Source organism: Fictibacillus sp. UD (genome assembly GCF_043558025.1).
GTDB lineage: Bacteria > Bacillota > Bacilli > Bacillales > Fictibacillaceae > Fictibacillus.
Genome location: NZ_JARUHH010000017.1, coordinates 45,703 through 59,339, shown reverse-complemented (window position 1 = coordinate 59,339; position 13,637 = coordinate 45,703). Strand labels below are relative to the sequence as shown.

Below are 13,637 nucleotides of genomic sequence, written 5' to 3'. Positions count from 1 at the left end.
GTACAAATCGTGCTGAAAAGTAGTAATTACTTATTCATCCAATCTGGCTTATGAAACTCATTAAAATCACTCTCTATTACTTTCCTAAATTCATCTGATTCTACTGCTGCTTTAAGATCTTTCGCTAGCTTAGAATTCTTATCTTTTTCAAGCACAACAATTCGATTAATGATTTCCTCAGGCAGTTTGTCTTTAACAAGGGCATCCTTCAGGTCCAGTCCTGAAGAGAGAGCAAAGTTTCCGTTTACTGCTGCCAAATCTACCGAATCTAGTGTTCGAGGAGTTTGTGCAGCCTCTACAGGCTGAAATTTAAGGTTCTTCGGATTTTTGGTAACGTCTTTTTCCGATACTTTTAAAGGATTTGCCGAACCGTCAATCTCAATTAAGCCGTTATCTCTTAAAACGGTCAATCCTCTTGCTAAATTAGTTGGATCATTCGCTAGGGTAACCGTGCTTCCAGGCTTTATTTCATCTAGTGATTTGTATTTCTTAGAATAAATGCCGATCGGTGCAGTGGGTACTGTTATGACAGAAGCGAGTTTCATATTATTCTCTGCACCAAAAGCGTCCATATAAACTTTATGCTGAAAAAGGTTGGCGTCCAAAGAACCGCTTTTCAATGAAATATTGGGCTGAACATAATCATTGAACTCTTTCACTTCAACGGTGTATCCTTTTTTCTCAAGATAAGGTTTTACCCCTTTTTCAAGCATATCACTATATGGAACGGTTGCACCTAGTGTGATTTTCTTTGTTGCTTTTTCTCCTGATGCACCACATCCTGTTAGCAGTACGCTAATCAAGATCCCTGCAATTAAAATTAACGAATATCTCTTCAATTTGTCTCTCTCCCCACTCTTCTAATTATTTATTTACTCTCCGCAAAAACACGTCTGAATTTGGCTGCCGGATGGTCTTCTGGCAATAGAGGCCCACCTTGAGAAAATAATTTTTCCCGGAGCGTGCCTTTGTTGTATTCTTTTTTGTAAAGTCCTCTCTCTTGAAGAACAGGAACAACTAACTCCACAAAAGACTCTAAATCTCCTGGTGTTACAAGGTGATTTAAGTTGAAACCATCCACTCCAGACTCTTCAAATTGTGCCTGAATGCCATCTGCTACCTCTTCAGGGTTGCCAACGATAAAACTTCCTCTGTCAGGTGACTCAAAACGATTTAAAACTTCTCCCACCGTGAGCGGCTTAGGGGCATCCGTAGTGAGCGTTGCAGCTTTATAATGTCCGCCTTCTGTTGATTTTTTGTATCCAAAAGGAAGATCAGGATCTAGCTCTTCATATTCAGCAATATCATAACCGCTTGCTCCGTATTGTGCTTTTGCAGCATCAGCACTCCACACGTTTGCATATGATCTAAACTTTTCTTCTGCTTCCTCTGTTGTTTTTCCGACCACCACGTTTAAGAACGAAAAGATCTTGATGTTTTCTGGGTTGCGTCCGTATTTTTCTGCACGCTCTCGAATGTCGTTCGTATAATAGCGAATTCTTTGAGGTGTTGGGCCGCCAACAAAGATACACTCTGCATGCTTTGCTGCAAAATCACGCCCCCGCTCGGACGTTCCAGCTTGATAAATAACAGGTGTTCTTTGTAGCGAAGGCTCACTTAAATGTGGCCCTTCGACACTAAAATATTCCCCTTTATGATTAATCTCATGAACTTTCTCAGGATCTACAAGCGTATTGTTTTCGTGGTCTTCAATAAATGCACCATCTTCCCAGCTGCTTTCCCAAAGCTTGTATGACACTTCTAAATATTCATCAGCGATGTTGTACCTCTCATCATGTTTAATCATATCTTCTAAACCAAAATTCCTTGCAGCGTTCGGCAAGTAAGACGTGACCACATTCCAAGCGATACGACCTTTTGTTAAGTGATCAAGTGTGGAAAACCGTCTCGCGTTGCCAAAAGGCTGTTCATACGTAGTACTAACCGTTACGGCAAACGATAGATTTTCTGTAACACTCGCCATCGCAGATATGAGAAGCGCCGGATCATTCAGCGGTACTTGAAGTCCATCACGGATTGACGGATGCTTGCTTTTTTTGTACACGTCATAAACGCCAAGCACATCTGCAAAAAACACAGCATCAAACTTCCCTTTCTCTAGAAGTTTTGCGTATTCAATCCAATAATCCAGATCCTTATAGTTTCTATGTCTCTTGTTCTCCGGGTGCTTCCAAAGGCCATGAGAATTATGCATAGCACTTGTCATCTCAAACGCGTTAAACAAAATTTCTTTACTCAAAATTGTTTCCTCCGTTGCATAGAATTTTTTTGTACCCGTTCCAAGAGAAAATGAAAAAACCTCTTCAAATTAAGAAGAGGTTTAAAGATACGTCAAAAAAAACATACGTATACGTCTCCTCTTATCTTTCAAGCTACAAGCTTGCTGGAATTGGCACAGTACTAAAAATAGTTGTTGCCGAGGCTTCAAAGGGCCAGTCCCTCCACCTCTCTCGATAAGGAATCGATAATATTCAATTTAGTAACGAAATATACAGGAATAAAAATAGCCTGTCAATGAAATTTAGAGAAATAAAATAATTTTCTTAACAATCTGTTTTTAGTTGACAGCGGTTTACTTTATCCTCTATAGTGATGACTAATAATTAAATAATTGTATCTTATCAAGAGTCAGGGGAGGAACTGGTCCTACGATCCTGCAGCAACCGCTTTTATTAAAAGAAAGGTGCTAATTCCAGCAGATGTTCTTTGAATGTCTGATAGATGAGAGAGCGTGTTAGCACATGGAATCTACGTCCTCTTTCGTCTTTGAAAGAGGGCTTTTTTGTGCTTGGTTGTCCATCGATGTCATGTGAGCGGTTGATTTCCGTTCCAGGTGCTCGCTTTCCGCGGGGCAGGCGGTGAGCCACATTCGTACGCTTCACTTTTAAGTGTCTCACCTGCCTACCTGTCCCGCAGGAGTCTCCCACCTTACACTCCAATCAACTTTTCAATGAAGTCCTTTTATAAGACCAAATACTAAAACCAACTTACATAAAAATAACTTTAGGAGGATACCATGAGCATATCTTTGAGAAAAACCATCCAAAAACATAGTTTTGAAGAAGCGATAAATACCGCTCTAGAACTAAAAGAAGTTTTCAAGAATCGGGCAGAATTTGTTGATCGTGAAGGTGTTTTTCCTTATGAAAACTTTCAAGACCTAAAGAACCATGACTTCCTTTCCCTCACCATCCCAAAAGAATATGGAGGAAAGGGATTGAACCTGCTTGAGTTATTAACGATACAAGAGCACCTTGCTGAAGGAGATGCACCTACTGCCCTCTCTCTTGGGTGGCATCTGGGTACTCTTTTAGAGGCGGCAGAAAACCGGCATTGGAAAGGCGACGCGTTCGCTAATCTTAGCCGAAAAGTTGTTGAACAAAAAGCACTCATTAACTTGGCACAAACAGAGCGCGCGACAGGAAGTCCCTCTCGAGGGGGTATACCTACTACAACAGCAGTCAAGAAAGCAGACGGATGGCTGATTAACGGAAGCAAGGCTTTTACTTCTATGGCAGAAGCCCTTGATTACTCGGTCATCACAGCCACAATCTCAGAAACCAACCATAAAGGATTTTTCTTAGTAAATCACAAAGAAAAAGGGGTTTTTGTAAAAGAAACATGGGACAGCATCTCGATGAGAGGAACAAAAAGTGATGATCTCCTATTGAACGACGTTTATGTAGCTGAGGAAAATTTACTTGTCGTAGAAGATGGGAAGAACCTCGTACCTAAAGGCTGGTATCTGCAAGTGCCTGCTGTATACCTAGGGATCGCAAGAGCAGCGCGGAATTACGCAATAGAATTTGCGTCAGAGTATAGCCCTAACACCTTATCAGGACCTATCTCAGATGTGCCAGAAGTGAGAAGAAAGATTGGCAAGATCGAACTTGAGCTATTTCAAGCAAGAACGATTCTTCACGCCGTTGCTGAAAAATGGGTAAACCACCCTGAACAACGTCAGAATCTAGGTACAGAACTCGCTGCAGTTAAGCATTCTGTAACAAACAGCGCGAACAGAGTGGTTGATCTCGCGATGAGAATCGTTGGGGCTAGAAGTCTTTCTGTACAAAATCCGCTCCAACGGCACTTTCGAGATGTAAGAGCCGGTCTTCATAATCCACCAACAGATGATGCGATTGTCTATTCATTAGCGGATGCAGCGCTGCCAAAGAGGTAAACTCTTTTCACAAGACTTACATGGATCTGTCAACTGACAGATCCATGTTAAAATAAACAGCTTTTTGTATGATGTGCTTCTGAACACCATAGGTTATTATAGATACAATATATTTCCATATTAATTCTATAAAAAGGTGGTTGGCTCATGAGGGCGCTCGTTCAGTTCACATACTTACAAGCACTTTCTTGTATCTTTCCTGTCGTTATCTTTGGCGCTTTAGCACTTTCAAAGTTTATAAGCATCCCTCTCATACCACGATACGATTTTATCCTAATCGTTTGCTTGCTGACCCAGATCGTTATGATCCTGACAAAACTAGAAACGATAGATGAACTTAAAGTCATCTGTGTCTTTCACTTGATTGGCCTTGCTTTAGAATTGTTCAAAGTTCATATGGGCTCGTGGAGCTATCCTGAAGAGGCATATACAAAGATCTATGGCGTTCCCCTGTACAGCGGTTTTATGTATGCAAGCGTTGCAAGCTATATCTGTCAGAGCTGGAGACGATTAGATCTTCACATTACAGGATGGCCTAATCCCCTGTTTTCTTTTGGAATATGTTTTCTGATCTATATGAATTTCTTTACACATCATTTTTTAATCGATGCAAGATGGATATTGATTCTTCTTCTTTTTCCGATTTTCTATCAAACAACTGTTCATTATCGAATTCTCAACAAAGTATATAAAATGCCTATCATTCTTTCCTTTTTATTAATTGGATTTTTTATCTGGATTGCAGAAAACATTACAACCTTCTTAGGAGCATGGCAGTACCCGAATCAGCAAGCCTCTTGGTCACTCGTCCATCTCGGTAAGATCAGCTCTTGGTTCTTACTCGTCATCATCAGCATCATTATTGTAGCTCAGTTAAAACGGATAAAAAGTCATCAAAAAGAAGCGCCTATTCATACTAAAAACCTTTAGCATTGGCTTAAAAAACCAGTGCTTTTTTTATTGTTTCATGTGAAACATTATTAAAAACTAAGCGCCTAAGAAACTCTTTAATAGAGAATTATCTATATAGAGATTCTAGTAGTAAATATCCAGGTTTTGCTATAAACTCAACACATACAACTATCCTGATGTGGTGATAATAAATGTTTAAGATTCTACTCATTGAAGATGATATAACGTTATTTAGCGAGTTAAAAGAACGTTTATTTCAATGGTCTTATGAAGTTTATGGTATTACAGACTTTACCCGAGTCACTCAAGAGTTTACTAACATTAAACCTGATTTAGTCATCATCGATATCCAGCTGCCTAAATTTGATGGCTTTCATTGGTGCAGAAATATTCGGTCTCACTCCAATGTTCCCATTATCTTTTTATCCTCTCGCGACCATCCGAGTGACATGGTGATGGCCATGCAGCTTGGAGCGGATGATTTTGTACAAAAGCCCTTCCATTTTGACGTATTAATCGCTAAGATCAATGCGATCTTACGACGTGTTTATAACTACAACACCGAAGCGGTATCCTTGAAGTCGTGGTGCGGGGCAACCATAGACTATGAAAAAAATTTAGTAACAAACGATAACGGCTCTGTTGAACTGACAAAGAATGAAATGTTCATTCTTAAGCTTCTGATTGAACAAAAAAATAAAATCGTTAGTCGTGACAATCTCATAAACAGCTTATGGGATGATAAACGTTTTATTAGTGATAACACGTTGACCGTTAACGTAAATCGACTGCGAAAACGTCTAGATGAGATCATGTTAGGTCAATATATTGAAACCAAAGTAGGCCAGGGATATATGGCGATTGAAGAGGACAACGTATGATTAAGCGCTTTTTAACAGAAAGAAGAAGCTGGATCCTGTTCTTCCTTCTTCAACAGGTGATTTTATTATTTGTCGCTTATGTAGATCCAGCCATCTCCCTGTCTGCTGTAAGTTATTTTGTTTTTTTATTCTTTCTTCTCCTCTTCTTATTTTTATTTCAACGTTATCAAAAAGAGACAGCTTTCTATAAAACGCTAACCGAAAGAGAAAGCGACCTTGATGCTTCTACTCTCCTTTCACCTAGGTCTCCTTTTGAAGCGATTATAGAGAAAAGTATCATCGAACAAACACAACATTTAAAGCAAACCGCTTCTTACAATAGAATTGAGATTGAGCAAGAAAAAGATGAGATGCTGTCTTGGATTCATGAAGTCAAAACGCCTTTAACAGCCATGCACTTAATGATTCAGCGGATAGACGATGACGTATTTAAAGCTGATTTGACGTATGAGTGGCTTCGTATTCATCTTCTGCTCGATCAGCAGCTCCATCAAAAGAGAATTCCTTTCATTAAAAACGATCTTTATATGGAGAACGCTGATTTAGAATCTCTTCTTTTTTCTGAACTAAAAACACTGCAGTCGTGGTGCATTCAAAAAGGGATTGGGTTTGATTTTGATCTGCAGATTACGCATGTTTTAGCTGATACAAAATGGCTTGCATTTATCATTCGTCAAATCCTTACCAATGCCGTAAAGTATAGTGATTCCTCGGATATCTTGATAAAAAGTTATGTGCAAGATGAACGTACATACCTTGAAATTAAAGACTCTGGACGTGGAATTGACGAGCGAGATCTACCCCGTATTTTTGATAAAGGATTCACTTCAACTACACAACACCATGATCAAGCCTCAACCGGTATGGGGTTGTACTTAGCTCAGAAAGCAGCGAATTCTCTTCATATAAACATATTTGCAGATTCAAAGCTACATGATGGAACAACCTTTACCCTTCTGTTCCCAAGCAAAAATGAATTTCAACAGATTATGGGCGTGTGACAAAAGTGTCACATGCTTTTGTATTTTGTTCGTTTAATGGAAGGAAATTAGATAACTCCGTTTTTATAATGAAATTAATCAGAGAGGAGTTAATACCATGAGTATTTTAAAAGCAGCTAAGCTTTATAAAAGTTACGGAAATAAATTTAACAAACAACAAGTATTAAAAGGAATAGACCTTTCCATTGAAAAGGGAGAATTTGTTAGTATTATGGGGGCTTCTGGCTCTGGTAAGACGACTTTATTAAATGTCCTTTCCTCTATCGATCGTGTAAGTGAAGGTACCATTCATATTAATTCTGTAGAAATGACAGCTATGAAAGAAAAGCAGCTTGCCGAATTTCGCAAGAACCATCTCGGTTTTATCTTTCAAGACTACAACTTGTTAGACACGTTAACGGTTAAAGAGAACATTCTATTGCCTTTATCCATAACAAAAACACCAAAAAAAGAGGCAGAACGTAAATTTGAGTTGGTAGCGAATGAGTTAGGAATCTATGATGTTAAAGATAAGTATCCAAATGAAATCTCAGGTGGTCAAAAACAGCGAACATCTGCCGCACGTTCATTTATACATGAGCCTAGTATCATCTTTGCCGATGAACCAACAGGTGCACTTGATTCAAAGTCTGCATCTGATTTATTAAATAAACTCAGTGCGCTCAACGAAAATCGTACGGCCACCATATTAATGGTTACACATGATCCAGTTGCCGCAAGCTATTGCAGCCGCGTTGTTTTCATAAAAGATGGCCAGATCTACACCCAATTAATGAAAGGAGATCAAGATCGACAGGCCTTCTTTAAAGACATCATGAAAACGCAAGGTGTTTTAGGCGGTGTCCAACATGAACATTAATCAGCTCATTTTCCGTAATATCAAGAAAAACTTGAGAAACTATTACCTGTACGTGTTTGCCTTAATCTTTAGTTCAGCCCTTTATTTCGCTTTTGTGACGCTGCAATATGATCCTTCCATGGATTCTGTAGAAGGCTCTGTAAAAGGAGAAGCATCCATACGTGCAGCCTCTATCTTGCTTGTTGTCATTGTTAGCATCTTTCTTTTATACGCCAATACCATATTTATTAAAAGGCGGAGTAAAGAAATTGGATTGTTTCAGTTAATCGGCATGACGAAAAGTAAAATATTCCGGATATTATCCATTGAAAACCTCATTCTCTATTTTGGTTCATTATGCATCGGTATTTTCGCTGGATTTTCTTTTTCAAAATTAATCATTTTGGTCTTGTTTAAAACAACAGGTGTTGATGCGATCGCATCTCTCCGTTTTTCAACACAAGCTCTTGTTCAGACGGTTATTGTTTTTTCTGCCATCTACCTATTAATTATGCTAACGAACTACATCTTTATAAAAAAGCAAAGTATTCTCGCTTTGTTCCGTGTCATTTCCTTAACGGAGGGCAAAGTGAAAAAACTTTCTGTCTGGGAAATCACTATGGGTGTCTTAGGATTAATCTTCATCATAACGGGTTATTACATTTCCTCTAAACTATTTAGCGGGGACTTTACAACGATGCCTGAGTTATTTGGAGCCATGATCGTCATTCTAGCATCTGTGATTTTAGGAACCTATCTCTTTTATAAAGGTTCTGTCAGCTTTATCTTTAACGTGATAAGAAAACGAAAAGAAGGTTATTTATCCATTAATGAAGTGATGTCACTTGCATCCGTTATGTTTCGCATGAAATCTAACGCGCTGCTTTTAACAATTATTACGACGGTATCCGCTCTATCAATCGCATTGCTATGCCTTGCGTATATCTCTTATTATTCAGCAGAGAAAACAGCAAAAGATCATATACCACATGACTTCTCTATCATTCAAAGAGACTCTGCAGATCAGTTTGAGGCAGCTTTAAAGAAAGAAAAGATTAACTACACCGAAACATCTATAGAGGTCATTCAAGCCACTGTAAATGCAGGACAGCTTGTCGATCGACGTTTAGATGAGTTAGTGATCGACCCAAAAGCAATGCCTCTTCCTCTTATAAGTGATACGTCTGTGGAATGGATAGATGTTTCACCAGAAGAAACCGTATTTACAGGTTATAACGATCTTCTGCAGAAATTTATGCCGTTAAAGAATTCTGGGATGATTCAAATTAAAGGAAAGACGGAGGTTATTTCTCAAAGGTACGATGGCTTAAGACAAGAACACCCTGTTTCTTGGTTCTTTACAGGAGGTGGTGTACCTGTTGCCATTGTAGATGATACAGTTTTCAAACGTATTAAAAAGGATATGGATCCAAAAGTTCAGAAGGAATCCAATCTTTATATCGGCGTTAATATTAAGGATAACGAGAAGCTGGATAAAGCAAATGAACTTTTCAAAGCAACGGGAACTTACGAAAAACTTTACAATGAATCTCGATACGAAATTAGCAACAACCAAAAGAAAAACATGGGGCTAATGATGTTTATCGTAGGTTTCTTAGGACTTACCTTCCTTATTACATCTGGCTGTATCCTCTACTTTAAACAGATGGATGAGGGTGAAAGTGAAAAGCCAAACTATACGATTCTGCGAAAGTTAGGATATACGCAAGGCGATCTCTTAAAAGGAATTCAGTATAAACAGCTCTTCAATTTTGGGATTCCATTAATGATTGGCTTGCTCCACAGTTATTTCGCCGTACAATCTGGATGGTTCTTATTTGGTGCTGAAGTGTGGACACCGATGTTTATTGTGATGGTCGTCTATACCGTCCTCTATTCTATATTCGGGTTGTTATCTGTTCTATACTATAAGAAAGTCATAAATGAAGCTTTATAAAAAGTTTAAAAACGCTCCTGCTAATGATCTGCAGGAGCGTTTTTGACTTTCTTAAAATGATTTTGACTGAAAAGATCAGTAAGTGTATGTTGAGTAGCCATGCCATTAATAGAAACCACACCATTACTACCAATACGGATCTCAACTTTATTTTGAATGGATTCCAACTCATTCTCTATATGTTTATAAGCTTTCGTTAAAAAATGATACCGCTGATTTGAAGAACCCACCCAAGGACGTGTTAAGTCTAACTCGTCTTTAATAAAAGGACCGTCAATCAGTAAATCTGCTGCATGAAGAAGATTCTGTGCATCATTTCGTTCTTTAAGATTCTCATAAAGGTATCCAGAAAACACCATTACGGTTAATCCAATCTCCTTAACCATAACAGCAAGTTCTCCTAAAGGTTCTGCTTGGTCAAACGGTTCTCCACCAAGTATGGTAATACCCTCTATCCTGTTATCCTGTTTACTTCTTTTTATTTCCTCAAAGAGATCAATAACGCTTATTATCTTTCCGTTTTCTTTCGACCATGTCCATGGAACGCCACACCCTTCACAACGAATGGAGCACCCTTGTACCCATAGACAAAATCGTTTACCCGGACCTTCAACGGTTGTAACTGGCAAAAAGCGATGTATATTAAGTTCCATCAGAAATCGATGACTCTTCCTTCCGTTTTATTTGTTGACGCTACCACATGCTCTTTCTCTGGAAACAAAAGATATGGTTTTATTTTTTCGGCCAAATGTGGTTTAACAGAGAGTACCTCAACAAAGTGATTAAAAGATTGAAATCCATTTTCCTGACTTCGAGTAGAAATGATCTTCTTAGCGAATAAACCTCCAATACCTGGGACTTTCGCCAACTCCTCCTCAGTTGTTTCGTTGATAACAACTTGTTCTACCCTCATTTCTTTCTTTACGTTATATCCAATTTGTTCGTCTCCAGTTGTATTTGTTAAAACAGGCTGCTTATCTATTACCGGAGTAGCACCATACTCTCTAGCAATGGTCTTTTTCAAATGATCTATTTCTTTTTCTTTATAACCAGAAGAAAGTTTGGCATCAAGTCTTAGCAAATATTCAGGACGTATTTTAATTACATGAATGATCGAAACTATAGATCCAATTATATAACTCATAGTTCCAACATCATCTAGCCAAGTATCACTTAAAGCCGTATCAGCAGTAATCATCATCAATATAAATGGGATTGAATACAGAATCCCTGCTATAAACCATTTTCTTTGTTTTACTTTATAAGAAACATAAAAGAATGAAATATAATTAAAAAAACCAAACGTAAGAAAAACCCAAAGCATCCAAATCGAGTTTTTTATCTCCCAAAACCTTCCTCTGTCAGTAACTGACGCCATTTTATTAGTCCCCCTTCACGGTTTGTTTCTGTTTCTGGATAGTTTGTATTTCTGTTTCGTGGTATTCTTCCGTAAAAGTTGAATCGACCGTTTCTGCATCAAGCAATTCTTCTAACATTTTTATATATGACAAACAGGAATCCCCTTTAATACCCATTGTTTCCGCGTAAAATTTACCGTCTTCTGCTATGCGTATTTGAATCTTCTTCATCTTTCACCACCTACATTCGCGACATTAAAGGTTAATAAAATGGAACGATCTTGCTGAATTTCTTCAGATTCAAGTATCAGTCCTTTATCTTTCGCTTTGATCAGGAGCGCTTTATACGTTTCTTGTTGAATTAAATACTTATACTCGGTATGTAAATTTTCTATAAACTCTATAGCGTCATTTGCATCTACACTTTCATCAAAAACAGCTTCAAAGACCCCTTGCTCGTCTTGTTGAAAATAAATTTTAATATCTCCTATTTCTGTTTCATAGTTTTGCAGAGTAAGTTCATTAACTTTGCATCCATATTGTTCAATGGCTCTCTGTAATAAGTGATGTCGTTTCATTACTGTTTTTATCGTATACGTTTTTTCCTTAAATTTGTGTTTTTCAATCATAGAGCCCACAGATTGTGCAACAGCGATGCCAACAGGAATTAGTACTAATTCGATACTCATATCTATCACCCTTTCTTATTCATATCTTAGAAATCAATTGTACGTCCGCCTCGAGACGCTTTAATATCAAATTCAGGGTCAGAATCCGCATTTTCAAAATACTCTTTTCGATCTTCACGAGGAGTTGCCGTTACTGCTCTTACATTTGCCCATTCGCGGACCTTTTTGATCTGTTCTGCTTGAGTAACAGATAACGGAATGAATTGCTTACACACTTTTTCGAAATCACTCAATCTCACACTTCGATCCTCGTAATAAGCTTCAAACAATCCATTAATCACGACCTGTTCAATTTCAGCACCCACAAATCCTTCCGTCAGTTCTGCCAAATATTCTAAGTTATGATCTGAGATATCGAATTCTCCTATAACTTCCTGTGCCTTTAATCTTTTCTTTAAATGGACTCTAAAAATATCAATCCGTTCGCGGTGAGTTGGCAGATCTACAAAGAAGATTTCATCAAACCTTCCCTTACGCAACATTTCTGGTGGCAGACTGGAAATATTATTAGCTGTAGCTATAACGAAAACTGCCTTTTCCTTTTCTTGCATCCAAGTTAAGAACTGCCCAAAAATTCGGGAGCTTGTCCCGCCGTCTCCGGTAGAGTTTATCCCGCTAAATCCTTTTTCAATCTCATCGATCCAGAGTATAGAGGGTGCTATGGCTTCTGCAGTTTGAATGGCTTTTCTCATGTTCTCTTCGCTGCTTCCTACAATGCCGCTAAATATTTTCCCTATATCCAGCCTCAATAATGGCAGCTGCCACATCTCACTAATCGATTTACTTATTAAGCTCTTTCCACAACCAGGCACCCCTGTAATGAGCACCCCTTTTGGAGAAGGCAATCCATACAGTTGAGCCGATTCCAGCCAGGACTTATTTCTTTTTCGAAGCCACCGTTTCAAATTTTCTAATCCGCCGATGTCTTCCATGTTCAATTCATTATTTACAAACTCTAAAATACCCGTTTTTTTAATGATTTGTTCTTTTTCTTCCAAAATCACTTCTACATCATCGACAGATAATTTCCCATCTTCCACCATAGCACGTGCAAAAGCGTTTTCCGCTTCTGATAATGTTAATCCTAGTGCTGCTTTAACCAACTTTTCGATTTCTTCATCAGACATATTAATTTCAATACGACCTCTTTGCTTATTAACTGCAATCATCTCTTCTAAACTATTCTTAATTTCTTTAAACGTTGGCAGATTGAAGTCAAAGATGGTAATATCCTTTTCCAGCTCAAGAGGAAGTTTTAAAATCGGGGATAAAAAAACGACGTTCTTTGGATTTTGACTTTGTTTAAGATTGGATAGTAGGTCTCTCAATTTACGGATAATTTGATAATCAGGAAGCTGGCCTTGATTACCAAAATAAACATGAAAATCATGCAAAATAAAAATAGCAGGATCTTGGAACTTTTCGATGTATTCCAAAGCTCTTAAAGGAGATTTAGTATCTGTAATACTCAAATCATCTCCTGATATACCATTGGTGACTTTCCAAGTAATTAATTTTCTTGGCGTTTTGATTAATTCATGATTAGAAGCAATAGAGCGTATAAATTCAAGCGCCCTATCCTCTTCCCAAGTAGACAAATAAAGAAAAGGAAAGCGTGCTTTAAAAAGATCAGCCATTAGTTTTTTTCTATTCAATTTTTTATCCATCGTATCCACCTCAGTGTTATTCAGTTATCTATCTCTAACTACTTACTAATATTTTACATTATAGTCCTATTAAATGGGACATGTTTATACAGATAGAGAGAGTTTGTAAACACAAAAAAACCTCAGCCACTTA

Annotated in this window: 13 protein-coding genes and 2 riboswitches; of the genes, 6 read left to right on the top strand and 7 right to left on the bottom strand. The window is 38.1% G+C overall.

Annotated features, from left to right (window positions below):
* Positions 1-26: 26 nt before the first annotated feature.
* Together P8610_RS17940 and P8610_RS17935 are read right to left on the bottom strand one after the other, a co-directional pair.
* On the bottom strand, positions 27-839 hold the full coding sequence (locus P8610_RS17940; protein WP_394605674.1) for a MetQ/NlpA family ABC transporter substrate-binding protein: 813 nt from the start codon (positions 837-839) through the stop codon (positions 27-29).
* A gap of 29 nt (positions 840-868) precedes the next feature.
* Positions 869-2,260: an LLM class flavin-dependent oxidoreductase gene (locus tag P8610_RS17935; protein WP_394605673.1), complete on the bottom strand. Its 1,392-nt coding sequence runs from the start codon at positions 2,258-2,260 to the stop codon at positions 869-871.
* A gap of 118 nt (positions 2,261-2,378) precedes the next feature.
* Positions 2,379-2,481, bottom strand: a riboswitch (SAM riboswitch).
* Between the two features lie 155 nt (positions 2,482-2,636).
* A riboswitch (SAM riboswitch) is annotated at positions 2,637-2,749 on the top strand.
* A 288-nt stretch (positions 2,750-3,037) separates the two neighbouring features.
* Between P8610_RS17935 and P8610_RS17930 the strand changes: the two genes are divergently transcribed.
* The 6 genes from P8610_RS17930 (at position 3,038) to P8610_RS17905 (ending at position 9,790) form a co-directional block, all read left to right on the top strand.
* Entirely contained in the window at positions 3,038-4,201 is a 1,164-nt protein-coding gene (locus P8610_RS17930; protein ID WP_394605672.1) for an acyl-CoA dehydrogenase family protein, read from the top strand.
* Positions 4,202-4,348: 147 nt separating this feature from the next.
* Positions 4,349-5,131, top strand: coding sequence for a DUF817 domain-containing protein (locus P8610_RS17925; protein ID WP_394605671.1), 783 nt, complete (start codon positions 4,349-4,351; stop codon positions 5,129-5,131).
* A 173-nt stretch (positions 5,132-5,304) separates the two neighbouring features.
* Positions 5,305-5,994 (top strand): response regulator transcription factor, encoded by a 690-nt coding sequence (locus P8610_RS17920; protein ID WP_394605670.1) that lies wholly within the window; start codon positions 5,305-5,307, stop codon positions 5,992-5,994.
* Positions 5,991-6,995, top strand: a complete 1,005-nt coding sequence (locus P8610_RS17915; RefSeq protein ID WP_394605669.1) for a sensor histidine kinase — start codon at positions 5,991-5,993, stop codon at positions 6,993-6,995. Before P8610_RS17920 ends, P8610_RS17915 begins: the two co-directional genes overlap by 4 nt.
* A 97-nt stretch (positions 6,996-7,092) precedes the next feature.
* Positions 7,093-7,854 (top strand): ABC transporter ATP-binding protein, encoded by a 762-nt coding sequence (locus P8610_RS17910; RefSeq protein ID WP_394605668.1) that lies wholly within the window; start codon positions 7,093-7,095, stop codon positions 7,852-7,854.
* A complete protein-coding gene (locus tag P8610_RS17905) occupies positions 7,844-9,790 on the top strand; it encodes an ABC transporter permease (RefSeq protein WP_394605667.1) in 1,947 nt (648 codons plus the stop codon). Before P8610_RS17910 ends, P8610_RS17905 begins: the two co-directional genes overlap by 11 nt.
* 20 nt (positions 9,791-9,810) lie before the next feature.
* On the opposite strand, the gene P8610_RS17900 is transcribed toward P8610_RS17905, so the two are convergent.
* From P8610_RS17900 to P8610_RS17880, 5 genes are read right to left on the bottom strand one after another with little or no spacing between them, the layout of a single operon-like run.
* Positions 9,811-10,443, bottom strand: a complete 633-nt coding sequence (locus P8610_RS17900) for a 4Fe-4S single cluster domain-containing protein (protein WP_394605666.1) — start codon at positions 10,441-10,443, stop codon at positions 9,811-9,813.
* The gene (locus P8610_RS17895; protein ID WP_394605665.1) at positions 10,443-11,168 is read right to left on the bottom strand and encodes a ComEA family DNA-binding protein; all 726 of its coding nucleotides are present in this window, start codon (positions 11,166-11,168) and stop codon (positions 10,443-10,445) included. Before P8610_RS17895 ends, P8610_RS17900 begins: the two co-directional genes overlap by 1 nt.
* Positions 11,169-11,172: 4 nt before the next feature.
* On the bottom strand, positions 11,173-11,379 hold the full coding sequence (locus P8610_RS17890; RefSeq protein WP_289493877.1) for a DUF2997 domain-containing protein: 207 nt from the start codon (positions 11,377-11,379) through the stop codon (positions 11,173-11,175).
* Positions 11,376-11,837: a hypothetical protein gene (locus tag P8610_RS17885; RefSeq protein ID WP_289493876.1), complete on the bottom strand. Its 462-nt coding sequence runs from the start codon at positions 11,835-11,837 to the stop codon at positions 11,376-11,378. Before P8610_RS17885 ends, P8610_RS17890 begins: the two co-directional genes overlap by 4 nt.
* 26 nt (positions 11,838-11,863) lie before the next feature.
* Positions 11,864-13,504, bottom strand: a complete 1,641-nt coding sequence (locus P8610_RS17880; RefSeq protein WP_289493874.1) for an AAA family ATPase — start codon at positions 13,502-13,504, stop codon at positions 11,864-11,866.
* Between the last annotated feature and the right edge of the window lie 133 nt (positions 13,505-13,637).

What these genes read in the sequence shown, in the direction of transcription:
- P8610_RS17925 (WP_394605671.1), top strand. Translation starts at nt 4,349, where the DNA reads ATGAGGGCGCTCGTTCAGTTCACATACTTACAAGCACTTTCTTGTATC.
- P8610_RS17930 (WP_394605672.1), top strand. Translation starts at nt 3,038, where the DNA reads ATGAGCATATCTTTGAGAAAAACCATCCAAAAACATAGTTTTGAAGAA.
- P8610_RS17905 (WP_394605667.1), top strand. Translation starts at nt 7,844, where the DNA reads ATGAACATTAATCAGCTCATTTTCCGTAATATCAAGAAAAACTTGAGA.
- P8610_RS17900 (WP_394605666.1), bottom strand. Translation starts at nt 10,443, where the DNA reads ATGGAACTTAATATACATCGCTTTTTGCCAGTTACAACCGTTGAAGGT.
- P8610_RS17910 (WP_394605668.1), top strand. Translation starts at nt 7,093, where the DNA reads ATGAGTATTTTAAAAGCAGCTAAGCTTTATAAAAGTTACGGAAATAAA.
- P8610_RS17890 (WP_289493877.1), bottom strand. Translation starts at nt 11,379, where the DNA reads ATGAAGAAGATTCAAATACGCATAGCAGAAGACGGTAAATTTTACGCG.
- P8610_RS17915 (WP_394605669.1), top strand. Translation starts at nt 5,991, where the DNA reads ATGATTAAGCGCTTTTTAACAGAAAGAAGAAGCTGGATCCTGTTCTTC.
- P8610_RS17885 (WP_289493876.1), bottom strand. Translation starts at nt 11,837, where the DNA reads ATGAGTATCGAATTAGTACTAATTCCTGTTGGCATCGCTGTTGCACAA.
- P8610_RS17880 (WP_289493874.1), bottom strand. Translation starts at nt 13,504, where the DNA reads ATGGATAAAAAATTGAATAGAAAAAAACTAATGGCTGATCTTTTTAAA.
- P8610_RS17920 (WP_394605670.1), top strand. Translation starts at nt 5,305, where the DNA reads ATGTTTAAGATTCTACTCATTGAAGATGATATAACGTTATTTAGCGAG.
- P8610_RS17895 (WP_394605665.1), bottom strand. Translation starts at nt 11,168, where the DNA reads ATGGCGTCAGTTACTGACAGAGGAAGGTTTTGGGAGATAAAAAACTCG.